The following is a 23,616-nucleotide window of genomic DNA, read 5'->3' on the forward strand; positions in this document are numbered from 1 at the left end:
AGATTTCTTAAAGCGTGCTGATGTTCAAATCTTTTAAATCAAGAGTAGCACCTATTTCTAAGAGGTGTAAGCGACGGTGGTCGTCTTTGAATTTGCGTTTAGCCGCTTCTTTATCGATTTTAATTACAGGGAAAGTGTCGTAATGCACACCCAACACATTGCCTACCTCTACAAAACGAGCTGCTGTAAGAGCATCGCGTACGCCCATTGTATAGTTGTTGCCGATAGGAAAAATAGCTAAATTCACCTTGTATTGGTGAGGAATAATTTTCATATCGTAATGCAAGGCGGTATCTCCTGAAATGTAGATAGTATTATCGTTGTAATCAATCAAGAAACCAGCAGGATTGCCTCCATAAGAGCCATCGGGGAAGGAAGATGAGTGTTCTGCCTTAATCATCTTTATTTTTACCTTGCCATCTATGAAGCGGTGAGAGCCTCCGAGGTTCATTGCGTGACCACTAAGCCCTAATTTTTCGTAATGAGTGAGAATTTCAGGATTGGTAATCAGTTGAGCACCTGTGCGTTTGACAATAACCCCTACATCGGCAATATGGTCGCCGTGGGCGTGGGTAATGAGAATGTAATCCGCTTTGATAGAGTTTATATCAATGTGTGAAGCCAAAGGGTTTGGGCTAATAAAAGGGTCTACGAGAAAGTGAGTCCCATTGATGTCTATATTCACGCAAGCGTGACCTAAATAAGTTACTTTCATAGTGTTTTATTTATTTGTTTGTTTTAAGGCTACAAATGTAGAGATAAAAAATGAATAAAGCAAATAATTTTTAGTTTTTATTTTAATGTCACTTCCACAACCAAGTACAATTTTTTAAATTAGCAAATAATCCTTACTTTTGCACTTTAAACTGAAAAGAATGAAAAATACGTATATATTAGCTATAGAATCTTCTTGCGATGACACTTCTGCTTCAGTGCTTTGTAATGATAAAGTGCTTTCTAATGAGGTGGCAAATCAAGAGGTGCATAAACAATACGGCGGGGTAGTGCCCGAATTGGCTTCACGCGCTCACTTGCAAAACATAGTGCCGGTAGTGGCTCAAGCGCTCAAAAAAGCAGGGATAACCAAAGAAGAGCTCTCGGCTATTGCCTTTACCAGAGGGCCAGGCTTAATGGGGTCGTTGCTCGTGGGAACTTCATTTGCAAAATCGCTGGCAATGGGACTAAATATACCACTCATTGAAGTGAACCACATGCAGGCACATATTTTGGCACATTTTATAGAGGAGGGTCAGCCGAAACCCGAGTTTCCTTTTCTCGCAATGACTATCAGCGGGGGGCATACCCAAATTGTGAAGGTAAACAGTTTTTTTGATATGGAGGTGCTGGGCGAAACTCTTGATGATGCAGTAGGGGAGGCGTTCGACAAAACTGCTAAAATATTAGGGCTCCCTTACCCTGGAGGGCCTCTCATCGATAAATACGCCCAAGAGGGCAACCCTAAAGCCTTTAGTTTTTCTAAACCTAAAATATCTGGTCTCAACTTCAGTTTTTCGGGACTTAAAACAGGTATTCTCTACTTCATACAGAAAAACACTGAAGAAAATCCTAATTTCATAACTGAACATTTAGCCGATATCTGTGCCTCGGTACAACACACGATTGTGGAAATACTGATGAGCAAACTCAAAAAAGCTGTAAAAGAAACAGGTATCAAGCAAGTGGCTATTGGGGGAGGGGTATCGGCTAATTCGGGTATTCGCAATGCCCTCACAGCTTTAGGAAAGCAGTACGGTTGGCAAACCTTTGTACCTAAATTTCAGTATTGTACCGATAATGCAGCGATGATAGGTATCGTAGGGTATCACAAGTTTTTGGAAGGAGATTTTGTAGCACAAGAAGTTACTGCACAAGCGCGACTTTCTTTTAATTAGCAGATTTGTTAATTTATTTTGAAACATTCAAAATAAATTCGTACTTTTGTCTCCTAAATTATAAAAACCATTGAAAAGATGAAGACAGAAACATCATTAAATGAAAAACAAGGGCACTGGATTCTCGCCAAGCTCGGCAAGAAAGTGTTGCGCCCAGGAGGAAGAGTACTCAGCGAATGGTTAGTGAAAAACTTAGAGATTACCTCCAAAGATGATATTGTAGAGTTTGCCCCAGGCTTAGGATTTACGGCTAATATAGCCTGTTCTTACAAGCCTTTCAGCTATACAGGAGTAGATATGAATGAGGCAGCTGCTGCTTTAGCTAAAAAGAATATTCACTATGAAAATGCACGCGTGATTGTAGCTGATGCCGCAGCTTCTACACTTCCCGATGCTTTTGCTAATAAAGTGTATGGAGAGGCAATGCTCACTATGCAACCTCTTGAACACAAAAAAGCTATTATAGCAGAGGCTTTTAGGATACTCAAACCAGGAGGTTATTATGCTATTCACGAATTAGGCTTACAGCCAGACAATGTGAGCGACGAGGTGAAAAACGATGTTTTTAAAGAACTAAGTGCCAATATACGTGTACATGCACGCCCAATGACCCCCAGTGAGTGGAAAGCTCTTTTTGAAGAGCAAGGTTTTAAGGTGGTGAAAGAACAGCACAACGCAATGCTCCTACTTGAAAACAAGCGTGTATGGCAAGATGAAGGGATATTTCGCACACTTAAATTCTTCTTCAATCTCTTTACCCACACCGATTTGCGCAAACGCGTGATGAATATGAAGAAAACGTTTAGAAAACACCAAAAGAACTTAGATGCTATTGCTCTTGTTGTTCAAAAACCTTTTTAAACGATTTTACAAAAAAGCTCATATCTTTATAGGAATTCTCCTGTAAAAATATGAGCTAAAAAAAGTAACAAATAAAAATAATTTTCTTCGCTTTATTGGTCTTTTACAATTACGAGTTGTGCTTTCGAGCCTGTTGCTAAATCCCAACGATTGCGTATAATGGTGTTGCCTTTGTCGTCCAGTACCATAAACTCGGCAGTATTAGGCCCCGATTCTCCTTGGTTGAGCGCTAAAAACTCTACTTTGTTGAAGCCAGGTTTCAATTCTACTTTAAAACCTCTGAATTCTCCAAGGAGAAAAATGTCGCGAACTTCTTCTACTCCATTCACATATAAACTCACTCGATCGCCATCAATAGCAGCGAAGTCCCGACAATATACATTTACAAACTTTCCATTATTGGTGAAGTCGCCAAAGAATTGGTCGCCTTTTGGGGCTTCGTAATCTTCCCGTTTATGGTCGTTGAGTACCTCATAATTAGGTTTGAACTCTATTTTACGCTGTACCAAATTACTCTTTCCCGTAAAATCAATGCTCTTTTTAGGCATCTTCATCCAGGGATTATTCTCTTTTTTAGGAGCTACCCGCAGATTGATGGGACTACCCTTGTACTCTATCTCAGGTGATTTTTCTAACGGAATGACTACCTTCTCATCTTTTTTACGTGTTTCAAAAGGTTGAGCTTGAGCTACTAATCCCCCTAATAAAAGTAATATGTACAAGTATAAATGTTTCATATTGTTTGAGCATTTACTTTTTTATAGCGATAACTATGCCAAATTTGCTATTTTGCCAATTGTTTTATACTTTTGCGCTTCATTATAAAGTATTTTTTTATGAAAAACATTACATTATTTGTAGCGCTGTGTGCTTCTTTTGTAGCAACAGCACAAGACGACCTAATCAGATCGGTAGCAGGAAATCAATCGGCTAATGCTGGATTTCAGTTTACTACCGTTATTAATCTCGAACGTACCGACGTGAAAGACCAAGGTAGTAGTGGAACTTGCTGGAGCTATGCAGGGGCTTCGTTTATAGAAAGTGAGATGAAGCGTATGGGTAAAAAGCCTATTGACCTTGCCGAAATCTACACCGCTCGCAACTGTTATATCGAAAAAGCTAAACAATATGTGCGTATGCACGGCAATTTGGATTACGGACAAGGAGGTGAACTCCACGATGTAATCAATATGTACGCCAAATATGGTGCTGTACCTCAAAATGTTTATACAGGCTTGCACTATGGTACTACTCGCAATGATTTTGGTGAACTGCACGCTATCTTACAAGGCTTTTTAAAAGGAATGATAAGAAATGGTGAAAAGAAGAAAAAACTCACCCCTAACTGGCTACCTGCTTTCACAGCAACCATCGATGCCTATTTAGGTGCAGTGCCCGAAAGTTTTATGTACGAAGGTAAAAAGTACACTCCTCAGAGCTTTGCTAAAGAGCGCGTAGGTATCAATCCTGCCGACTATATAGAAATGGTATCGTATGCCGACCAACCTAAATACCAAAACGTATTTATGGCAGTACCCGATAACTGGAGCTTTGATTATGCTTACAATATTGCAATGACCGACCTCACTAAAACTATAGACAACGCCCTTAAAAAAGGTTATACGGTAGCGTGGGCAGCCGATGTGAGTGAGCGTTATTTCAGTTGGAAAAACGGAGTGGCTTTTGTGCCCGAAAAAGAAGTGAGTGAGATGAGTAATGAGGAAGCCTTGTATCTTTTTTCTAATCCTCCTACTGCCGAAAGAACTATCACCCCCGAGATGCGTCAGCGTGATTTTGACAACTATCAAACCACCGACGACCACGCAATGCACATCGTAGGACTTGCCAAAGACCAAAACGGACGTGAGTACTACATCGTGAAAAACTCTTGGGGATTGCGCAACGACTATGAGGGCTACTTATATGTAACTAAAGCCTTTGTAGAGTTTAAAACTACTGCGATTATGCTTCACAAAGGAGGGGTGCCAAAAGAGGTACTTTCAGGTAAGAGATAAGAAGTTAATACTAAAAATTGTTCATTATTTATTGCTAATTAATAAATTGTTTCGTATCTTTGCCGAATAGTTACCAAATCATTCTCGTATGAACTTACACGAATACCAAGGAAAGGAAATCCTTTCGAGTTTTGGGGTGCGCGTACAACGTGGTATCGTTGCTCACACTCCCACCGAAGCCATAGAGGTAGCCAAACAACTCACCGAAGCCACTAATACTCAGTGGTACGTGGTAAAAGCACAAGTACACGCCGGAGGGCGTGGAAAAGGCGGTGGCATTAAGTTAGCTAAAGGGTTAGACCAAGTAGAGCCTATAGCTTCTCAAATTATAGGTATGCAACTCGTTACCCCTCAAACGCCACCCTCAGGTAAAAAAGTACATCAAGTGCTCATCGCCGAAGATGTATATTATCCTGGAGAAAGCGAGCCTAAAGAGTTCTATATGTCAGTACTATTGAACCGTGCCAAAGGTAAAAATATGATTATGTATTCTACCGAAGGGGGAATGGATATCGAGGCAGTCGCCGAAAAAACACCGCACCTTATCTTCACCGAAGAAATTGACCCTGCCGTAGGGCTCTTACCTTTCCAAGCTCGCCAGATTGCTTTCAACTTAGGAGTTACTGGCGATGCTCAAAAAGAGATGGTGAAGTTCGTAACAGCACTCTACAATGCTTATGTGTCTTCTGATGCCAGTTTGTTTGAAATTAACCCTGTTCTAAAAACTTCTGACAATAAGATAATGGCAGTAGATGCCAAAGTAACTCTTGATGACAATGCGCTTTTCCGTCACCCTGAGTATGCGGCTTATCGTGATACACGAGAGGAAAACCCAGTAGAAGTAGAAGCTAAAGCGGTAGGACTCAACTATGTTGCTCTCGATGGTAACGTGGGCTGTATGGTAAATGGTGCAGGCTTGGCAATGGCTACGATGGACTTGATTAAACAAGCGGGGGGGTCACCTGCTAACTTCCTTGATGTAGGAGGTACCGCCGATGCCAAACGCGTAGAAGCTGCTTTTCGTATTATCCTCAAAGATCCTAATGTGAAGGCTATCCTTATCAATATCTTTGGTGGTATTGTACGTTGTGACCGCGTAGCACAAGGGGTAGTAGATGCCTATCAAAATATGGGCGATGCTATCAAAGTGCCTATTATCGTGCGCTTGCAGGGTACGAATGCCGAGCTTGCTAAAGAAATATTAGACAATTCAGGCTTAGCCGTTCACTCAGCAATCCTCTTCCAAGAAGCCGCCGATAAAGTAAAAGAAGTATTACAATAAACAACAGATAATCATTTTATATTTTCTGTTTTCAGGTTTATTTTTAGGAAAATATTCTAAATTCACATCGGTATACAATTTTTATTATTAAAAATTTGTGTACCGATATTATTTTTCATATCTTTGCGCCCAATTAAAATTTCAATAAAAATATATGAAATCAAACGTATTAGGTTATCCTCGTATCGGTGAAAAACGAGAACTTAAAAAAGCCAATGAGTCTTTCTGGGCTGGTAAAATATCAGAAGAAGAACTCTTAGCAGTGGCTGAAAATATTCGTGTACATAACTGGACACTACAAAAAGAAGCAGGAGTAGATTTGATTCCTTCTAACGACTTCTCTTTCTATGACCAAATGCTTGACTTTTCGTTTACAGTAAGCGCTATTCCTGAGCGTTTTACACCAATTAAACATTTGCGTGATTTAGAACGTTATTACGCTTTGGCACGTGGCTATCAAAAAGATGGTATCGATATTACCGCTATGGAAATGACCAAATGGTTTGATACCAATTACCACTATATCGTACCCGAATTTACTAAAGACCAATCTTTCAAAATTCTTGTAAACAAACCTTTGCAAGAATATAACTTGGCTAAAAAACACGGTTTTGACACTAAACCTGTACTTATCGGCTTGGTAACTTATTTGCTTCTCGGTAAAGAAAAAGAACAAGGTTTCCACCGTTTAGACTTGGCTGAGCGTCTATTACCTGTGTATGTACAAATCGTACGAAGTTTAGTAGATGCAGGAGCTAAAACTATTCAAATAGACGAACCTCACTTAGTTCTCGACCTTCCTGAAGGCGCTGCCGATATATACAAAAAAGTATATACCGAACTAAGAAGCAAATTCCCTACTACCGAATTTATCCTCACCACTTATTTTGGAGCATTGGATAACAATACTGAATTAGCTGTTTCATTGCCTTTCAATGTATTGCACATCGACTTAGTGCGCGCAGCAGCTCAGCTTGACAAAGTGCTCAAAGCACTTCCTGCTGATAAAAAACTATCACTTGGGGTAGTAGACGGACGTAATATTTGGAAGAATAACTTCGAACATTCATTAGCATTGATTGAGAAAGCCAAAGATGCTATCGGTGCTGATCGCCTATTGATAGCTACTTCTTGCTCATTATTGCACTCTCCTTGCAACCTCGAACTCGAAAACAACGAGAAAGTGCTTACTCCTGAAATCAAACAATGGTTGGCTTTTGCTAAACAAAAAGTAAAAGAAGTAACTACTTTGCAAGCCCTTGCTACAGGTCACATAACACCTGAGGTAAAAGCCGTTTTTGAAGAAAACAAAAAAGCAGCTGAAACACGTAAAACTTCACCGCTTATCCACGACAACAAAGTGAAAGAGCGCGTGAACAACATCACAGCCAAAGACGATGTGCGCCACAGTCCGTTCAACGAGCGTAAAGTAGCACAACACAAAGCGTTAAACTTACCTCTTTTCCCTACAACTACTATTGGGTCATTCCCTCAAACCGACGAGGTACGCAGCTGGCGTGCTCGCTTCAAAAAAGGAGAACTCACTCAAGCCGAATACGACAAGTTATTGGAAAGAGAAATTGAAGAGTCTATCCGTTTTCAAGAAGATACCAATATCGATGTACTCGTACACGGCGAGTTTGAGCGTAACGATATGGTGGAATACTTTGGCGAATTGCTCAAAGGATACACCTTCACCAAATTCGGTTGGGTACAAAGTTATGGTTCACGTTGCGTAAAACCACCGATTATCTTTGGTGATATTTCACGTCCAGAACCAATGACTGTACGCTGGAGCAAATACGCACAATCGCTTACTAAATTGCCCGTAAAAGGTATGCTTACAGGACCTGTAACTATCTTGCAATGGTCGTTTGTACGCGATGACCAACCGCGTTCTGAAACTTGTTTGCAGATAGCTTTAGCAATCCGCGATGAAGTAGTAGACCTCGAAAAAGCGGGCATCAAAGTTATTCAGATTGACGAACCAGCTATCCGCGAAGGTTTGCCATTGCGTAAGAGCGAGTGGAAAGCCTACTTCGATTGGGCAATCAAAGCGTTCCGCATTTCAGCTTCAGGCGTAAAAGACGAAACTCAAATCCACACCCATATGTGCTATTCTGAGTTCAATGATATGATTGAAGCTATCGCCGATATGGACGCCGATGTGATTACCATAGAGTGCTCACGTTCACAAATGGAACTCCTCGATGTATTTGGTGACTTCAAATATCCTAACGAAATAGGTCCTGGAGTATACGACATTCACTCACCACGCGTACCTTCACAAGAAGAGATGACCAACTTGATGAAGAAAGCCATTTCGGTAGTGCCAAAAGAGCAACTTTGGGTAAACCCCGACTGCGGACTCAAAACGCGTCACTGGCCAGAAACCAAAGCAGCTCTCCACGCAATGGTGGATACCGCCAAAGAACTTCGCAATCTCTACAAATAAGAAATAAGAAGTAATAAATAAAAAAAGCAATGTGCATTTTCTTGCACATTGCTTTTTTGTTACCTCACATACTTTGGCAAAGTTTCAAGCTTTGGCAAAGTTGATAACACAATATTTTTGTCAAAAATACTCTTTTATTTTGCAGGAATGATATTTTTTGTACATTTGCCTCATCAAACCAAAATAACTATTACACGAAGTACTAACTCGTATAGTTTTTAAAACAGTATTATAAAATAACACATATAGCGTTTCGCTTTACAGTTTCCTAATTTCTGAAAACGACCAATTTTTTTAGATGTAAATAGGAAAGTAAAAGTGGAAATGCCTGCGGTTACGTGGGCATTCCTTTTGCTTATTTACATCAGCCTTTGGTCGGGCTTCAGAAATTGAGCAATAAGGAATGTTCCCACGTTTTTTTATTGCTCTGTTATAGTGAAACCTACTTAAAAGGCGGTAACCGAAAAGCCTAAACAGAGTAGGTATAAACTTAATTTTATGTAACAATAGCAATGAAGAACAAAAACAAAAACGTAGCGTGGGCGACCTTTCGCACTGCTACACAGGTAGTAGCCATTATGGCAGTAATTTTAGTAACCCTTATCGCTTGTGGTAAAAGCGACAGTGGGGGAAGTGTAGATAACAAGAACTTAATTGGCACTTGGGTATGGGAAAGTGGTACAGTTGATGGCGTTCCTGAATCTTATGATGACCCTAAAAAAGGTTTAATAGATAAACGTTGTAATACTAAACCTTTTTTTGTTTTTACTGAAAAAGAGGTAAGTAGAACTTTTGTAGTGGAAAATATTTTCAATGATGTACTTAAAAAGTATGATATTGAGACGAAAAAAGGAAGTTATTCGGTTTCAGGGAGTACCATCTCTATTATTTGGGAAGATAAAAGTGGAGGTTCTGCTACAATATCTATAGTAGGGAATAAACTTATTCTTAGTGGCTCAGAAGAAGATGATAAAGGTAAAAAGCATACTTTAGTAGAAACCTATATAAAGCAGTAAACTTCTTATATCATTACCCTTAGAAACTTATTTAAGGAATAAAAAGAGCAAAACGCATTAAAGTGCTTTGCTCTTTTTTAATCTGCTAACTCCAAAAATCTTAACTTACTCTGTTGTAGTTTTTTTAGGTAATTCATTATGTTCTTCTCGTTTAAATACAAAAGTGTCATAATAAGTATTGAAAAATTGTACAAACATAACCGCACCTTGTCGGTCTTTGTATACTTCTACTAACAAATCCCCATCTTTATCAGGAGCTATGCGTATTCTATCAATATCTACTCCTAAAAAAATAGGAATAAACGGATAGATTCTAAACCTATTATAGCGTTGCCAAAAGTTCTTCTTCTGTTTGCCTTTAAAACCAGCTACCATTCTCACAGTAGTGGTGCTATCCTTCACTTTTTGGTAACTTACGTACAGCGAATCTGCTTTTACTTGCAGTTTAAACCTACTTAAAGGTAGCGCTGTTTCTTGGTATTCTTTGGGCAGTAGCGGAAAGAACAAGGGAGCTTGCTTTTCCATAGGCTCAGAATACACATAATACGTTCCTTCATTAAGTGTCTTAATAGCAGCTTCATCCATAAGAGCTGTCATTTTAGGGCGTTGCACTGTTTTACACGAAAACAGCAATAACGATAGTAAAACAAAAGTAATGGTTCTCATATTAAATTATTATTAATCATTCACCACTAATCATCAGTTTCTCTCTTTTAGCATCGGTACAAACTGAAAAGTCCCGTGCGTAGTCTTGTGAAATTCTTTTTCCGAAATGCGCTCGTAAAGCGTCATTGTTTGAGTTTCTTCTCCTATCGGAATTACCAAACGTCCTCCTACCGCCAATTGTGCAAGCAACGCTTTCGGTACATAAGGAGCGCCTGCCGTTACCAAAATACGGTCAAAAGGCGCTTCGTTAGGAATCCCTTTATAACCGTCGCCAAAGTACATATGCACAGTACGATTCATTAGTTTGGGAAGTAGTTTTTGTGTTTGCTTAAAGAGTTTCTGTTGTCGTTCAATAGTGTAAAGCTGTACCCCTAAATATAGCAGTACACTAGCTTGATAGCCACTGCCCGTACCTATCTCCAATACTTTTTGTCGAGGTGATACTTGTAGCAATTCCGTTTGGAAAGCTACGGTATAGGGTTGAGAGATAGTTTGCCCTTCCTCTATCGGGAAAGCCTTATCTTGGTAAGCGTGGTCTTCAAAACTGCTGTCCATAAACAAATGGCGTGGTATCGTGCGAATAGCCTCCAATACACGCTTGTCCTTTATGCCTTTTTCTCTCAATAAATCAGCTAATTGATTCCGTAATCCTTTGTGTTTTAATGTGTCTTTCAGCGGTAGCATCTTCTTGTATTTTCGGGTACAAAATTCAACCTTTTTTTTCAACTAAAAAAGTATTTGTGTTATTTTTTTGCTAAAAAGTTGATTAGTTTAAAAATTATTTATACTTTTGTGGCGGAAAAAACTAAATTAGGAAAGAGATGAAGCGTTTAAAACGTAACTTGCATTTCATCTTTGTCTTCCTTTTAGCTACGGCTTGCAGAGTGAGCGATACCTCCTCTGAAGCCACTCAAGTAGTGAAAGTTGAAGATAGATATGAAATGACACTACCTAACTCTCTTACCAGCCAAAATAATCTTTATGAAGAAGCCTCTCTGCAATATGGCAACGGTAAGTCTGAGCTTTTTGTTGCAGTAATCGATGAAGACCGCAAGGAGCTTAATGAGGTACTTTACCAAGTGTTAAAGGACTCTTTGCATATTAAAAACAAAAAAGCCTTTGTTAAATCCTTCGGATTAAAGGACTATTTTAGCATCTGCAAAAAAGGTTGGGCAGAAGCCAAGATGATGCGCCCTACTGATAAACAAATCACCGAAACTACCATTAATAAATATCCTGCTGTAGTAGTTGAAACTACCGAAACCGTCAATGGTATCGGAGTCTTTTACGTGGTAGCTATTGTCGAAACTAAAAAGACCTACTACCAAGTTTTTACCTGGACGTTAGCTAGCAAAAAAGAAAAGAATTACCAGCAGATGAAGGACATTATCAATTCCCTAAAAGAATTATAAATACTTATCTAATGACTATTAATGTAGCCCTTGCCAGCTTTGGTATGAGTGGACGGGTATTTCACGCCCCTTTCGTAGCACAACACCCACAGTATCACCTCTATGCGATAGTAGAACGCCATCGTTCCGATTCGCACGCTCTATATCCTGATGCTAAACTTTATCGCTCAGTAAACGAAATGCTACAAGACCCTGCGATAGATTTGGTAGTGGTCAATACCCCCGTGCAAACCCATTATGAGTATGCCAAAGAAGCGTTATTAGCAAATAAGAATGTATTGGTAGAAAAGCCTTTTACGGTTACTGTCGAGCAGGCTGAAGAACTCAATACATTGGCTACAAAACAAGGCAAGCTGCTTTCTGTTTACCAAAATAGGCGTTATGATGGCGATTATTTAAAGGTAAAAGAAATAGTAAACAGTGGTGTACTGGGCGAACTCAAAGAAGTAGAAATGCGCTTCGACCGTTTCCGAAGTGAAATTAGTGCCAAGGCTCATAAGGAAACTCCCGAACGTGGGGGAGGGGCTCTCTACGATTTAGGAGCACATCTCATAGACCAAGCTCTCCAACTATTCGGTACTCCTAAAAATGTATATGCCGATTTGGGTTACCTTCGCAAAGGTACTCAAACCGACGATTATTTTGAACTGATTCTCTTTTACGAAAACGAACTACGCGTCCGCCTTAAATCCACTACCTATGCTTTGGAACGCCAATGGGAGTACACCTTGCACGGCACTAAGGGTTCCTTCCTTCAACAGCGGTTCGACGGACAAGAAAATGCCTTAGTAGCGGGCACTATCCCTTCAGCCTCTCAGTGGTTGCCTTCTGTTACTGAGCCTAATGGCATTCTCCATACACTTGAAAAACGTTTGTTTACCACTGCCCAACACGGTAACTATTGGCTTTTTTATAACGACCTTTACCAAGCTTTAACGGGCAAAGGTGTCAATCCCGTCCCTGCTACTCAAGCCCTTGAAATTATCAAACTTATTACTCAATTTAGCCAATAACACAATCTGCTAATTCTCTAATTTTTTAATTTGCAAATTACAACCTTCCTTGCAAGAATTTCTTTACTTTCTTCACATCATACCCCTTCCCCGATTCTAAATCTTCACTTTTTTGAGTGAAAAGCACATCTCCTTTTTCGTTGAGAATCAAAAAAGAGGGATAACCATATTGTGCGCCAGGGTTTCCATACTTTTTAAAAGCCTTTTCATTCTTGTTTTCAGGCGAGAAGTTCAGGTGATAGAAAATATATTTCTTATCCAAAATACTTTTCAGTTCAGGCGTAGTAGTTACCAAATGGTTAAAGCGCAAGCACCACACACACCAATTCCCACCTATTTGCACCAACACTTTTTTGTGTTCTTTTTTAGCTTGTTTTAGCAGTTGTGTAATACGTGCATCACCGTCTTCCTCAGGGTGATAAGGTTGTTCATAACCAGCGCGTTCTTTACTTATTTCCTCACTGTTTTGAGACCAAAGAGCAGTACCTCCCCAGCAGAGGAGTGCTATAAAAAAGTATTTCTTCATAAAAACCAAATCTTTTGAAAATATATAATTACAAAAAAAGTGCCAAGATATTTCAAGAGCTACATTGAGGCTGTTCCAAAAGTCTTAAATTGCATTTGCGTCGCTACACTTTGCCAAAGTTGCCTGTGCGACTTGCACCTTTGCCAAAGTTGATTGCCTTGATAATCAATTTCTTTTAGTTATATTGTAGAGGCGATTGGCAAATTGCCTTCACAAAACAAAACTTTTCGGACAAGCTTCATATCCCTACATTTTCAGAATAAACATTACTAAATTTCCTCTTTTCAATAGATTTTATCTATCATAAATGGTTCTTATAAATATCTAATATATAAGTTATTAATAGCGTTCCTTCGTCTTTTGTTCGTCTTTTGTTCGTCTTAGCTTCGTCTTAGGTTCGATTTAGCTTCGGTCAAACTCCCTCCAAAATGGCTCTTTTTTCCTCATTTCTCATAGATAATATCTATATAAAGAAAACTATCCGCTTAATGAGTTGATATTTTTTAAATATCATAACTATTTTATAGTTTCAATTTTTATTGATTTTTAAGATTTCCATAAGGTTAGATATTCCTTTTTTATTCTGAATTTTCATTTGCTAATTTTCTAATTGGCTAATTCCCAAATTACTAATACATTATCTTAAAAATATTTCATAAAAAGTATGGTTATTCCAAAACAAAACATTACCTTTGCCTATCATTAATGAAAAATAAACGAAACAATTGCTTTTTATGGATAAGTATTCTTTTTTGAATGCCGCAAGTACGGCTTATTTTGGTGATTTATATGATAAATATCTCGAAAACCCCGATGCGGTAGAACCCAGTTGGCGCGCTTTCTTTCAAGGTTTCGATTTTGCTCAAGAGCAATACAGCACTCCGGTAGAAGAAGCAGTACCTGTAATGGTACAACAAGTGGTGGGTAACGAAAACCCTGCGCTTTCCGAAACTGTCAAGAAAGAGTTTGCCGTGCTTAACCTCATCAATGGTTATCGCACTTACGGTCACTTATTCGCACAAATTAATCCGCTACGTCCTCGTGAGCCATATACACCTACTTTGGCTATCGAAAACTACGGGCTTACGACGGCTGACCTCAATACTACCTTCGATGCTGCTCGTGAAATAGGCTTAGCTCCCTCGCCTTTAAGTGCAATTATTGAGGCGTTGGATACTACTTATTGTAAGTCGATAGGGGTAGAATATCAGTATATTCACAATCTCCAAGAACGCGATTGGTTCACCAAACGATTACAGCAAAATCACAATAAACCTCAGTTTTCTAAGGAAGAAAAACTGCAAATCCTTAACAAACTTAATGAAGCCACTTCTTTTGAGAACTTCCTTCATACTAAGTATGTAGGTCAAAAACGCTTTTCGCTTGAAGGCAACGATGCGCTTATCGCAGGTCTCGATTTTATGGTGGAAGCTGCTGCCGAGCAAGGCGTAAAACACGTAGTACTCGGTATGGCGCACCGCGGGCGATTAAATGTATTAGCCAATGTGTTTGGTAAGAATCCAAAGGATATCTTTTCCGAGTTCGACGGTAAGGATTACGAAATGGACGATTGGTTCGACGGTGATGTAAAATACCACTTGGGTATCACCACCCAACGCACTACTCGTGCCGGAAAAACCGTAGATATGAATTTGGTACCTAATCCTTCGCATCTCGAAGCTGTAGATGCCGTTGTAGGAGGTATTACTCGTGCGAAACAAGACCACTATTGTCAAGAAAATTTCCGGCAAGCCTTGCCTATCATCATTCACGGTGATGCTGCTGTGTCAGGGCAGGGTATCGTCTACGAAACGGTGCAGATGTGTGGCTTGAGAGGCTTCACCAATGCGGGTACCGTTCATATAGTGATAAACAACCAAGTAGGGTTCACTGCTAATTTTGCCGACTCGCGTTCGTCGTTGTACTGTACCGATATTGCAAAGATGAACGATTCGCCTGTGCTTCACGTAAATGCCGACGATGCCGAAGCCGTAGTGCGCACTTTTCTCTTGGCAATCGATTACCGCCAAGCCTTTGGCAAAGACGTGTATATCAATCTCTTTGGCTATCGTAAATACGGTCATAATGAAGGCGATGAACCACGTTTTACACAACCTCTTTTGTACAAAATTATAAGTAAGCACGACAATCCCCGCAATATTTACGCACAGAAGCTAATCGAAGAAGGTCTCATACAGCAAAGTTATGTTGCCGAGATAGAGAACGCTTATAAAGCTACTCTTGATGCTGACCTCGAAGCATCTCGTCGTGAACCACTTACGATATTAAAGCCCTTTATGCAAACCGAATGGCAAGGCTTTGAAATAGCATCGCCAAAACAAATGTTACAAAAGGTAGATACAACTATTAGCAAAGGGAAACTCGACACAATAGCCAAGGCACTTACTGAATTGCCTGCCGATAAACCTTTTATCAGTAAGGTGAAAAAGATTGTAGCCGACCGTAAAGAGGCGTATGCACACAACCATATCGATTGGGGAATGGCAGAGCTCTTGGCGTATGGTTCACTCCTTACTGAGGGCTATGATGTACGTATCACTGGTGAAGATGTGCAACGGGGTACATTCTCGCACCGTCACGCTGTGCTCAAAACAGAAGATACCGAAGAAGAAATATGCTTCTTGCAAGACCTCAAAGCTAAACAATTGGCAACAGGTACTTTCCATATCTACAATTCGCTGTTATCCGAATATGGAGTCTTGGGCTATGAGTACGGCTATGCAATGGCAAGTCCGCGCACGCTCACCATATGGGAAGCACAGTTCGGCGATTTCTCCAATGGCGCACAAATAATGATTGACCAGTACATCTGTTGTGGTGAAGACAAATGGAAAGTGCAAGACGGATTGGTAATGTTACTCCCTCACGGTTATGAAGGACAAGGAGCTGAGCACTCTTCGGCACGCATAGAACGCTATTTGCAACTCTGTGCTGAGAACAATATGTATGTAGCCAATTGTACTACCCCCGCTAACTTTTTCCACCTACTACGCCGCCAAATGAAGACTACCTTCCGTAAGCCGTTGGTAATATTCACTCCTAAAAGCTTATTGCGTCACCCCCAAGTGATTTCAACTGTAGAAGACTTAGCTGGCGGACAGTTCCAAGAGGTGTTAGACGATCCTATTGCTAAAGCTCAAAAAGTAAAACGCGTAGTATTTTGCTCTGGTCGCTATTACTACGACCTCTATGCCGAACGCGAAAAACTTGGCAGAGACGATATAGCCTTAGTGCGCATCGAGCAGTTGTTCCCGCTACCGCTAACACAGCTCAAAACCATTATAGCGAAGTACAAACACGCCACCGACTTTATTTGGGCGCAAGAAGAACCTAAAAATATGGGCGCTTATGGTTATATGTTAATGAATTTCGATTTGTTAAAATGGCGTTATGTAGGTACTCCCGCCTATGCAGCCCCTGCCTCTGGTAGCCATACTCGTGACCGCAAACGCCACAACAAAGCTATCGCGGCTGTATTTGAATAATAAAAAACTAAAAATACCAATTGATATGAAACGAATTATTACATTACTATTGCTGATAACCACTTATGCACTATCAGCGCAAAAAACAGTTACCAAAATTGTGTCACGAGAGCAGAATTCACCCTTGCTCGTGGTGAATGGCGTTCTGATAGACGATAACAAGATAGGTAGTATCTTTTTAAACGCAATTGATCCTAATGATATTGAGAATATCAACGTACTTAAAAGCGCACTTAAAGATCCTTCTGCTACTGTTTTATGTAGCAGTAAAGCCGAAAAAGGAGTGGTTATTATTACTTTGAAGAAAAGCAAAGACACTTCTAAGAAAGATAACCTATCAGGAATAGAAAATTCTAATAAAGCTTTTCCTCTGGTTGTTGTCAATGATGTAGAGTTTTCAGATCCTGAAGTAGGAAAGCTTTTTATGAACAATGTCAGCCCTAAAAGAGTAGAGAGTATCGTAGTGCTAAAAGACAAAAAAGCTACTGAAAAATACGGTGAGAAAGCTAAAAATGGAGTGATTTTAGTTACTCTAAAAGGTAATCCTGAAAAGTTGGATACACCACCTTATGAACCTAAATCGTAGCACGACGAGCAATTCGTCGCAAACTTTGGCAAAGTTCAATCCCTATGGGGAACGTAGCTTTCTAACACATAACACCTAAAAAGATGAGTCGAACTTTTTACATTAAAAACACACAAGCACCTGAAGAAATGACTCCTCAGCAATTGCTCGACCTCCAGCGTGAGGGATTTGTACAATACTCTATTGATGATAACGACGAGCATTACTCTCAAGTGATGAATGCACCGCTCAGTGATTGGGGCTATATGCTGATGGGACAAGAAGGCATTAGTGGTCGCGGTTTTGAGGTCTCTTACGACACCGAAACCCAAGACTACGGTGTGCGCGTCTTTACTCCCAGTACCGAAGCCGATTGGTTAGGTGCGTACGAGTTTATTGGCAAAGTAGCCACTGCATTGGGTAGCAAAGTAGTTGATGAAGAAGGAGAGGTTTATGAACCCAATGCCATTACGTACGATTATAGAAACGATATTAAATTTGGTATCAAATGTTATGAAGGTGAAAAAGGAGGATCTTATCTGTTCGGTGTCTACCGTCCTATATGTTTGTCAGACGAAATGATAAACGAGTTATTAGCTGCCGAAGATAAGGTAAAAGCCTTTAGTCAGCTTATAGAAAAACAACTATATGAGCACCCTGATGCGTATATCGCACGTCAGCAGTTTTTTAGAAATGACAGAGGAGAGGTGATGGGAGCTTATGCTCTTACAGAGGGCGTCCCTACTATCTTGCCATATGAATATCCGCCTTTTGTAGATTTCACCCAAGTAAACCTCAGTCAAGACGATGTAAAGTTGTGGCGCATTAGTTTGGTAGTCATCAACGGCGATGAAAACGACCCTGATGCTTATGAGGTACTCGATGGACTCGATTACCAAACCTTTTTAGAGCGATTGCCTCAAGAGAAAATACAAAAACTCGATGGTCACTATATGCTTATAACCCTCAACCGAAAAGAACTTGAAACTCTCTTGCAAAATGATAAACAAGAACGCAAAGGATTCTTAGCAAAATTGAAAAACTTTTTAACGACGAAATAACTAATACCTAACACCTAAAACTAAACGATATGTTGGAAATGAAAGTCCCCTCACCCGGGGAATCTATCACCGAAGTAGAAATAGCCCGTTGGCTTGTAAAAACGGGTGATTATGTAACCAAAGACCAAGCTGTTGCCGAAGTGGATTCGGATAAGGCAACCCTCGAACTTCCCGCTGAAGCCAGTGGAGTTATTACACTGCAAGCCGAAGAAGGCGAAGCTGTAAAAGTAGGACAAGTGGTATGCTTGATTGATACTAAAGCAAAAGCGCCAGCAGGAGCTTCATCAGCAGGTACTTCACCATCACAACCAGTTAAACAGGAAGCTCCTGAGACACCCAAACCTACAGCTTCCGTACCTTCCACAGTTCCTATAACACCTGCATCTTCTGCAAAGCAAGTTCCAAGTCCTGCCGCTCGTAAAATATTAGCAGAACGTGAGATTCCTATATCAGCAGTAGTGGGTACAGGCAAAGGCGGTCGTATTACCAAAGATGATGCACTTAAAGCCTCTAAACCTTCGATGGGGACTCCTACGGGTGGTGTGCGCAAAGAAGTGCGTACTAAGATGAGTATGTTGCGCCGAAAAGTAGCCGAACGATTGGTGAGTGCTAAGAATGAAACTGCTATGCTCACTACCTTCAATGAGGTGGATATGACGGCTATTTACGAGTTGCGTACACAGTATAAAGATACCTTCAAAGAGCGCCATAATGTGAGTCTCGGCTTTATGTCGTTCTTTACTTTAGCCGTCGTGCGTGCCCTTAAACTCTTCCCCGATGTCAATTCGATGATTGACGGACAAGACAAGGTAACTTACGATTTCTGCGACATCTCTATAGCCGTTTCAGGTCCTAAAGGCTTGATGGTTCCCGTGATTCGCAATGCCGAGAACCTTTCGTTTAGAGGTGTGGAAGCCGAAGTAAAACGCTTAGCTACCCGCGCTCGTGATGGACAAATTACGGTAGATGAAATGACTGGTGGTACTTTTACGATTACTAATGGGGGCGTGTTTGGCTCTATGCTTTCTACTCCTATCATCAATCCGCCACAATCAGGGATTTTGGGTATGCACAACATCGTCGACCGCCCTATCGTGCGCAACGGACAGATAGTGATTGCCCCTGTAATGTATGTCGCTCTTTCATACGACCACCGTATCATCGATGGGCGTGAATCAGTAGGATTTTTAGTAGCTGTAAAAGAAGCACTTGAAAATCCTGTAGAAATTCTAATGAATAGCAATCCTAAACAAGCTCTTGAGCTCTAAGGAATTAGAGAAAAAGATATAGAAAACTCCCTATAAAGCTAACAGCTTTATAGGGAGTTTTTATAATTAGTAAATTATGAATCAGTTACTTTACAAAGCAACGGCTTTCATTTCTTCAATGAAACGCAGAGCGAGTTTATCGGCTTCTGCTTGACTTTTAGCTTCAGTGTAAATGCGAATAATAGGTTCAGTATTAGATTTTCGCAAGTGTACCCAGCTTTGAGGAAAATCAATCTTTAAGCCATCGATAGTATTGATTTGCTCGTGTGCGTACTTCTCCTGCATTTCACGTAAGATATTATCGGGGTTAATGTCTTTGGTAAGTTGTATTTTGTTCTTGCTCATATAATAAGCAGGATAACTATTGCGCAAGGTCTTTACACTGCATTTTCTTTCAGCAAGTAAGGAAAGGAATAACGCTACACCTACCAAAGCGTCACGACCATAGTGTAGTTCAGGATAGATAATACCTCCATTGCCTTCACCACCTATGATTGCGTGCACTTCCTTCATTTTAGCAACTACGTTTACCTCACCTACAGCTCCTGCTGCATACTGTACTCCGTGCTTTTCGGCTATATCTCTCAATGCACGAGAAGAAGAGAGGTTAGAGACTACATTTCCTTTGGTTTTTCCTAAAATATAATCGGCGCAAGCAACCAAAGTATATTCTTCGCCGAACATTTCACCTTCTTCCGTAATAAAAGCTAATCTATCTACATCGGGGTCTACTACGATACCAAAATCGGCTTTTTCTTCAAGTACTTTTTTACAGATGTCTCCCAAATGTTCTTTTAAAGGTTCGGGGTTATGAGGAAAATGTCCGTTTGGTTCACAATACAAACGAACTACTTCTACGCCAAAACGTTCTAATAACTTTGGAATTGCAATACCTCCTGTGGAGTTCACCGCATCAACAACTACTTTGAATTTACAATTGCGTATGGCTTCGATAGTGGATGATGTTAGCAACCCTAACACTGCCTCAATATGTTTTTGAATATAGGTATTATCGTGAGAAATGCTTCCTAAAGCTTCTACATCAGCAAAAACCACTTTGTTCTCTTGAGCAATGGTTAGAATTCTTTCGCCTTCTTTAGCACTGAGGAACTCTCCCTTATTATTGAGAAGTTTTAGGGCGTTCCACTGTTTAGGATTATGACTTGCAGTGAGAATAATGCCCCCATCGGCTTTTTCCATTGTAACAGCTACTTCGACGGTAGGAGTTGTACTTAGCCCGATATCCACTACATTAATGCCTAATCCTACAAGGGTGTATTGTACTAAGTTCTGTATCATTTCGCCCGAAATACGTGCGTCTCTTCCTACAACTACCTTTATATTTGCTTTGTTGAGGTTTTCTTTGAGCCACGTACCATAAGCGGCAGCGAATTTTACGGCATCGATAGGGGTTAGATTTTCATCGGGTACACCTCCAATAGTACCACGAATACCTGAGATTGATTTGATTAATGACATAATTTAAGTGATTATACTCTCTTCAAAAGATAATGATAAGATAGAAGAGAGAGTGTTTTTTCGCGACAAAAATAGGATAAAAAAATGATATATAAAAATTTGAAATCATAAAGATTAATGGTTAATGGTTAGTGATTAATGATTAATGGTTAATGGTTAAATTAAAGGAGGCTTATGGGATAAACGAACAACAGGCGAAGAAAGAATGGGTCTACAGTGGGTCTACAGTGGGTCTACAACGAACAAAAGACGAACAAAAGACGAACAATGAACGAAGGAAAAGTGAAGGTAAGTTAAAGCTAAGATAGGAATAAAAAGAAGGTTATTAGTGGAACTCAACTTTGCCAAAGTCTCAAACTTTGGCAAAGTGTATACAAATAACGGTATGAGCCACAAGGGTGGATAAAGAATAAATGAACAAAAAGCGAATTTAAAGTAAATGAAATTGCGATTTTCTATGGCTTTATAGAAAAGATATTTGCTTATACTGATTTGCGATAGGAGCGCCACCAACGTTCGGGGATAGTGCCACTAATGGCTTCTTCGTAGTCTTGAGGTAGACAAGGGATAAGTCCGGATGGTATGTGGTTTTGAGGTCCGGAGTATTTATCGCCTCCGGGTTTCATCCACCAGCGTTCGGTTTGTGTACTTTTGAAGAACTCTATTTGGATATCTTCAATGGGTACGATGTATTTAGTGTAATTCTCGTCGTTTATCACAGGTAGTTCTTTGATACGGAAGTTAAATCCTTCGTAGAAATACCAAAGCATTTCGGCGAGTAGCTGACTTGCCAAATCGGTATTGGGGATATCGAAAATACCTGCCACTTGTACATTACTACTGATACCTGCATAACGCGTGATAGCACATATTTCCCTACTATTGAAGCCGTTTACATTCCCTTCAGTTAACATATCTTTTGCCTGCACACAGGTCATATCGACGCTTACGATATCGGCATCACGCATTGCGGGCTCGATAATCTTCAAATCATTCACTATATTGCCCAAGCGGTGTACTTCAAAACACATTTTTTCGAGCAAATCGAGCTCTTCTTGAGCTACGTAATAAGACTGATAGCCGAGATTGGTAAAATCGAGTAAATTCACGGGAGGTTCTGAAATGAGTTTGCTCATATAGGAGCTCTCTACAAAGAGTTCTTCGGTATCGCCAAAATCAAACTTAGCATCTACACACACTACATTCACCATTTGTTCGAGACTATCGAAAGCGCGGTAGAGGGAATAAGTAAAGTCTTGCGAACCACCCAGCACCACAGGGATAACGTCTTGCTTAATGAGCTCGGCTACAATTTCTTCGATAGCAAAATGAGTATCGTCGTCGGTTTCGCCTAAGGGCAAGTTACCCAAATCGGCAATGGCAAAATTCCAATTTCCCATAAAGAGAGAATACAGATGCTGACGAAAGCGATAGAATGACTGTCCTTCTGTTTCGATACAGAAAAAGGCAATTTTCACGTCGGTAAGGTCAGGTAAACCAAGGGAGGGGAGGTGTTTATGGAGTTGGAAACCCACTTGTTGTGGCTTGTAATCGTCTAAGGTAAAAGCTTCATCAACGGGTTGTAAATAGGATAGTGACATAATTTTTCTTATTAATAGACGACAAAGGTAGGGGATAATTAGCAAATTAGCAAATTTGAGGATTAGCAAATTATTTGAGGTTCTTCACTTGTAGTTCGTAATTATTTATTATTTTTGCAAAAAATTACTATGTTCTTACGTCGTTACATACTCTTTTTCTTCACCTTGCTGAGCTTCGCTCTGCAAGCTCAGCAGTACCCTGTGGACGTGCAAGTGTTTGTTACTCCGCCCTATCCACAGAGTCTGAGAGGGTATGCCGACACCTTTGAACAGAAGATACAAGCACACTTTCTGCTTAAAGACCTCTCTACCGGCGGACGCCCCTTTGTGCTTCGCTTCTCGTTAGAGGACTTCCAAGGACAAGTCATTGCCCAAACACCCGACTATATTACCCCCTATTTGGTAAACCTCTCCCCAGGTGTACGACGCACACTTACCAATATAGATTTCAAAACCCTACTGCACTACGAAAACCTCTACGGTATTAATGAGGCGACTTATAACGGACTACTTCCTGAGGGTACTTATTTTATTGGCTTGTCGCTTTACGATGTAGCTACTGGACGCCCCGTGTCCAATAAAGGACGCGCGATGATACAAGTGCGCCGCTACTCACCCCCTGTGCTTACGATGCCTCAAAAAGGCGAAGTGCTTACCAAAAAGAACGCTTTTCAGCATATTGTTTTCCAATGGATGCCTCGCGATGTAGCCCCCTTTATGCAGTATGAGTTCACCCTCAAAGAAGTATGGGACTCGGCATTGGTGCCAGAAGAGGCGTTTATGACGGGACGATTGGTGTACCAAACTAAAACCTTTTCACCAGCTTTGGCATACACTAATATGATGCCTATACTGTTGGAAAACAAGCGCTACGTATGGCAGGTACGAGCTTTTACAAATAACCCCAATAACCCTAACGAACAGTCGTACTTTAAAAACAACGGCAATTCCGAGACTTTTTACTTTGATTTAGTCTCTCATTGTGAAGCGCCGAAGTT

At 40.3% G+C, this 23,616-nt stretch carries 21 protein-coding genes; 14 read left to right on the forward strand and 7 right to left on the reverse strand.

Features of this window, described 5'->3' with window-relative positions; all coding sequences use genetic code 11:
- Positions 1-7: 7 nt before the first annotated feature.
- Positions 8-715: a metal-dependent hydrolase gene (locus HMPREF1321_RS09100; protein WP_009422331.1), complete on the reverse strand. Its 708-nt coding sequence runs from the start codon at positions 713-715 to the stop codon at positions 8-10.
- Between the two features lie 160 nt (positions 716-875).
- Here HMPREF1321_RS09100 and tsaD point away from each other — a divergent pair, with 160 nt between their 5' ends.
- Together tsaD and HMPREF1321_RS09110 are read left to right on the forward strand one after the other, a co-directional pair.
- Complete coding sequence (gene tsaD / locus HMPREF1321_RS09105) at positions 876-1,892, forward strand: tRNA (adenosine(37)-N6)-threonylcarbamoyltransferase complex transferase subunit TsaD (protein WP_009422318.1); 1,017 nt, start codon at positions 876-878, stop codon at positions 1,890-1,892.
- Positions 1,893-1,970: 78 nt separating this feature from the next.
- The gene (locus HMPREF1321_RS09110) at positions 1,971-2,753 is read left to right on the forward strand and encodes a class I SAM-dependent methyltransferase (RefSeq protein ID WP_009422289.1); all 783 of its coding nucleotides are present in this window, start codon (positions 1,971-1,973) and stop codon (positions 2,751-2,753) included.
- Positions 2,754-2,845: 92 nt separating this feature from the next.
- On the opposite strand, the gene HMPREF1321_RS09115 is transcribed toward HMPREF1321_RS09110, so the two are convergent.
- Complete coding sequence (locus tag HMPREF1321_RS09115) at positions 2,846-3,490, reverse strand: hypothetical protein (protein WP_009422321.1); 645 nt, start codon at positions 3,488-3,490, stop codon at positions 2,846-2,848.
- A 99-nt stretch (positions 3,491-3,589) separates the two neighbouring features.
- Between HMPREF1321_RS09115 and HMPREF1321_RS09120 the strand changes: the two genes are divergently transcribed.
- From HMPREF1321_RS09120 to HMPREF1321_RS09135, 4 genes are all read left to right on the forward strand, one after another.
- On the forward strand, positions 3,590-4,768 hold the full coding sequence (locus tag HMPREF1321_RS09120; RefSeq protein ID WP_009422304.1) for an aminopeptidase C: 1,179 nt from the start codon (positions 3,590-3,592) through the stop codon (positions 4,766-4,768).
- A gap of 88 nt (positions 4,769-4,856) precedes the next feature.
- Positions 4,857-6,050, forward strand: coding sequence for an ADP-forming succinate--CoA ligase subunit beta (sucC, locus tag HMPREF1321_RS09125; RefSeq protein ID WP_009422280.1), 1,194 nt, complete (start codon positions 4,857-4,859; stop codon positions 6,048-6,050).
- A 154-nt stretch (positions 6,051-6,204) separates the two neighbouring features.
- Positions 6,205-8,505 (forward strand): 5-methyltetrahydropteroyltriglutamate--homocysteine S-methyltransferase, encoded by a 2,301-nt coding sequence (metE, locus tag HMPREF1321_RS09130; protein ID WP_009422310.1) that lies wholly within the window; start codon positions 6,205-6,207, stop codon positions 8,503-8,505.
- A 512-nt stretch (positions 8,506-9,017) separates the two neighbouring features.
- Positions 9,018-9,521 carry a lipocalin family protein gene (locus tag HMPREF1321_RS09135; protein ID WP_009422309.1) on the forward strand — a complete coding sequence of 168 codons (504 nt, stop codon included), beginning with the start codon at positions 9,018-9,020 and terminating at the stop codon, positions 9,519-9,521.
- 105 nt (positions 9,522-9,626) lie between these two features.
- Here the strand turns inward: HMPREF1321_RS09135 and HMPREF1321_RS09140 are convergent, their stop codons facing one another.
- Positions 9,627-10,187 (reverse strand): hypothetical protein, encoded by a 561-nt coding sequence (locus HMPREF1321_RS09140; protein WP_034575977.1) that lies wholly within the window; start codon positions 10,185-10,187, stop codon positions 9,627-9,629.
- Between the two features lie 33 nt (positions 10,188-10,220).
- Positions 10,221-10,871, reverse strand: coding sequence for a protein-L-isoaspartate(D-aspartate) O-methyltransferase (locus tag HMPREF1321_RS09145; protein ID WP_002671501.1), 651 nt, complete (start codon positions 10,869-10,871; stop codon positions 10,221-10,223).
- A gap of 137 nt (positions 10,872-11,008) precedes the next feature.
- On the opposite strand from HMPREF1321_RS09145, the gene HMPREF1321_RS09150 reads away from it, so the two are divergent.
- Together HMPREF1321_RS09150 and HMPREF1321_RS09155 are read left to right on the forward strand one after the other, a co-directional pair.
- On the forward strand, positions 11,009-11,599 hold the full coding sequence (locus tag HMPREF1321_RS09150; RefSeq protein WP_002671504.1) for a hypothetical protein: 591 nt from the start codon (positions 11,009-11,011) through the stop codon (positions 11,597-11,599).
- 11 nt (positions 11,600-11,610) lie between these two features.
- On the forward strand, positions 11,611-12,612 hold the full coding sequence (locus tag HMPREF1321_RS09155) for a Gfo/Idh/MocA family oxidoreductase (RefSeq protein ID WP_009422308.1): 1,002 nt from the start codon (positions 11,611-11,613) through the stop codon (positions 12,610-12,612).
- A 37-nt stretch (positions 12,613-12,649) separates the two neighbouring features.
- Here the strand turns inward: HMPREF1321_RS09155 and HMPREF1321_RS09160 are convergent, their stop codons facing one another.
- Positions 12,650-13,138, reverse strand: a complete 489-nt coding sequence (locus HMPREF1321_RS09160) for a thioredoxin family protein (protein WP_009411346.1) — start codon at positions 13,136-13,138, stop codon at positions 12,650-12,652.
- 734 nt (positions 13,139-13,872) lie between these two features.
- On the opposite strand from HMPREF1321_RS09160, the gene HMPREF1321_RS09165 reads away from it, so the two are divergent.
- From HMPREF1321_RS09165 to odhB, 4 genes are all read left to right on the forward strand, one after another.
- Entirely contained in the window at positions 13,873-16,644 is a 2,772-nt protein-coding gene (locus HMPREF1321_RS09165) for a 2-oxoglutarate dehydrogenase E1 component (protein WP_009422322.1), read from the forward strand.
- A gap of 25 nt (positions 16,645-16,669) precedes the next feature.
- The gene (locus HMPREF1321_RS09170) at positions 16,670-17,230 is read left to right on the forward strand and encodes a TonB-dependent receptor plug domain-containing protein (RefSeq protein WP_009422327.1); all 561 of its coding nucleotides are present in this window, start codon (positions 16,670-16,672) and stop codon (positions 17,228-17,230) included.
- An 83-nt stretch (positions 17,231-17,313) separates the two neighbouring features.
- On the forward strand, positions 17,314-18,270 hold the full coding sequence (locus HMPREF1321_RS09175) for a DUF4299 domain-containing protein (RefSeq protein WP_009422335.1): 957 nt from the start codon (positions 17,314-17,316) through the stop codon (positions 18,268-18,270).
- Positions 18,271-18,299: 29 nt separating this feature from the next.
- Entirely contained in the window at positions 18,300-19,538 is a 1,239-nt protein-coding gene (gene odhB / locus HMPREF1321_RS09180; RefSeq protein ID WP_009422315.1) for a 2-oxoglutarate dehydrogenase complex dihydrolipoyllysine-residue succinyltransferase, read from the forward strand.
- A gap of 90 nt (positions 19,539-19,628) precedes the next feature.
- Here the strand turns inward: odhB and glmM are convergent, their stop codons facing one another.
- Entirely contained in the window at positions 19,629-21,017 is a 1,389-nt protein-coding gene (glmM, locus tag HMPREF1321_RS09185) for a phosphoglucosamine mutase (RefSeq protein ID WP_009422291.1), read from the reverse strand.
- Positions 21,018-21,169: 152 nt separating this feature from the next.
- On the opposite strand from glmM, the gene HMPREF1321_RS12040 reads away from it, so the two are divergent.
- On the forward strand, positions 21,170-21,325 hold the full coding sequence (locus HMPREF1321_RS12040; protein ID WP_198003466.1) for a hypothetical protein: 156 nt from the start codon (positions 21,170-21,172) through the stop codon (positions 21,323-21,325).
- A gap of 174 nt (positions 21,326-21,499) precedes the next feature.
- On the opposite strand, the gene HMPREF1321_RS09190 is transcribed toward HMPREF1321_RS12040, so the two are convergent.
- Entirely contained in the window at positions 21,500-22,618 is a 1,119-nt protein-coding gene (locus HMPREF1321_RS09190) for a formimidoylglutamase (RefSeq protein WP_009422338.1), read from the reverse strand.
- Positions 22,619-22,747: 129 nt separating this feature from the next.
- Between HMPREF1321_RS09190 and HMPREF1321_RS09195 the strand changes: the two genes are divergently transcribed.
- On the forward strand, positions 22,748-23,616 hold an 869-nt coding region (locus HMPREF1321_RS09195), incomplete at its 3' end, for a hypothetical protein (RefSeq protein WP_009422282.1).

The sequence above is a fragment of the Capnocytophaga sp. oral taxon 412 str. F0487 genome (assembly GCF_000271925.1).
In the GTDB taxonomy this organism is placed as follows: Bacteria; Bacteroidota; Bacteroidia; order Flavobacteriales; family Flavobacteriaceae; genus Capnocytophaga; species Capnocytophaga ochracea.

Bases quoted from the DNA above. Each gene is read 5' to 3' on its own strand.
- HMPREF1321_RS09100 (WP_009422331.1), bottom strand. From the start codon at position 715: ATGAAAGTAACTTATTTAGGTCACGCTTGCGTGAATATAGACATCAAT.
- tsaD (WP_009422318.1), top strand. From the start codon at position 876: ATGAAAAATACGTATATATTAGCTATAGAATCTTCTTGCGATGACACT.
- HMPREF1321_RS09110 (WP_009422289.1), top strand. From the start codon at position 1,971: ATGAAGACAGAAACATCATTAAATGAAAAACAAGGGCACTGGATTCTC.
- HMPREF1321_RS09115 (WP_009422321.1), bottom strand. From the start codon at position 3,490: ATGAAACATTTATACTTGTACATATTACTTTTATTAGGGGGATTAGTA.
- HMPREF1321_RS09120 (WP_009422304.1), top strand. From the start codon at position 3,590: ATGAAAAACATTACATTATTTGTAGCGCTGTGTGCTTCTTTTGTAGCA.
- sucC (WP_009422280.1), top strand. From the start codon at position 4,857: ATGAACTTACACGAATACCAAGGAAAGGAAATCCTTTCGAGTTTTGGG.
- metE (WP_009422310.1), top strand. From the start codon at position 6,205: ATGAAATCAAACGTATTAGGTTATCCTCGTATCGGTGAAAAACGAGAA.
- HMPREF1321_RS09135 (WP_009422309.1), top strand. From the start codon at position 9,018: ATGAAGAACAAAAACAAAAACGTAGCGTGGGCGACCTTTCGCACTGCT.
- HMPREF1321_RS09140 (WP_034575977.1), bottom strand. From the start codon at position 10,187: ATGAGAACCATTACTTTTGTTTTACTATCGTTATTGCTGTTTTCGTGT.
- HMPREF1321_RS09145 (WP_002671501.1), bottom strand. From the start codon at position 10,871: ATGCTACCGCTGAAAGACACATTAAAACACAAAGGATTACGGAATCAA.
- HMPREF1321_RS09150 (WP_002671504.1), top strand. From the start codon at position 11,009: ATGAAGCGTTTAAAACGTAACTTGCATTTCATCTTTGTCTTCCTTTTA.
- HMPREF1321_RS09155 (WP_009422308.1), top strand. From the start codon at position 11,611: ATGACTATTAATGTAGCCCTTGCCAGCTTTGGTATGAGTGGACGGGTA.
- HMPREF1321_RS09160 (WP_009411346.1), bottom strand. From the start codon at position 13,138: ATGAAGAAATACTTTTTTATAGCACTCCTCTGCTGGGGAGGTACTGCT.
- HMPREF1321_RS09165 (WP_009422322.1), top strand. From the start codon at position 13,873: ATGGATAAGTATTCTTTTTTGAATGCCGCAAGTACGGCTTATTTTGGT.
- HMPREF1321_RS09170 (WP_009422327.1), top strand. From the start codon at position 16,670: ATGAAACGAATTATTACATTACTATTGCTGATAACCACTTATGCACTA.
- HMPREF1321_RS09175 (WP_009422335.1), top strand. From the start codon at position 17,314: ATGAGTCGAACTTTTTACATTAAAAACACACAAGCACCTGAAGAAATG.
- odhB (WP_009422315.1), top strand. From the start codon at position 18,300: ATGTTGGAAATGAAAGTCCCCTCACCCGGGGAATCTATCACCGAAGTA.
- glmM (WP_009422291.1), bottom strand. From the start codon at position 21,017: ATGTCATTAATCAAATCAATCTCAGGTATTCGTGGTACTATTGGAGGT.
- HMPREF1321_RS12040 (WP_198003466.1), top strand. From the start codon at position 21,170: ATGGTTAAATTAAAGGAGGCTTATGGGATAAACGAACAACAGGCGAAG.
- HMPREF1321_RS09190 (WP_009422338.1), bottom strand. From the start codon at position 22,618: ATGTCACTATCCTATTTACAACCCGTTGATGAAGCTTTTACCTTAGAC.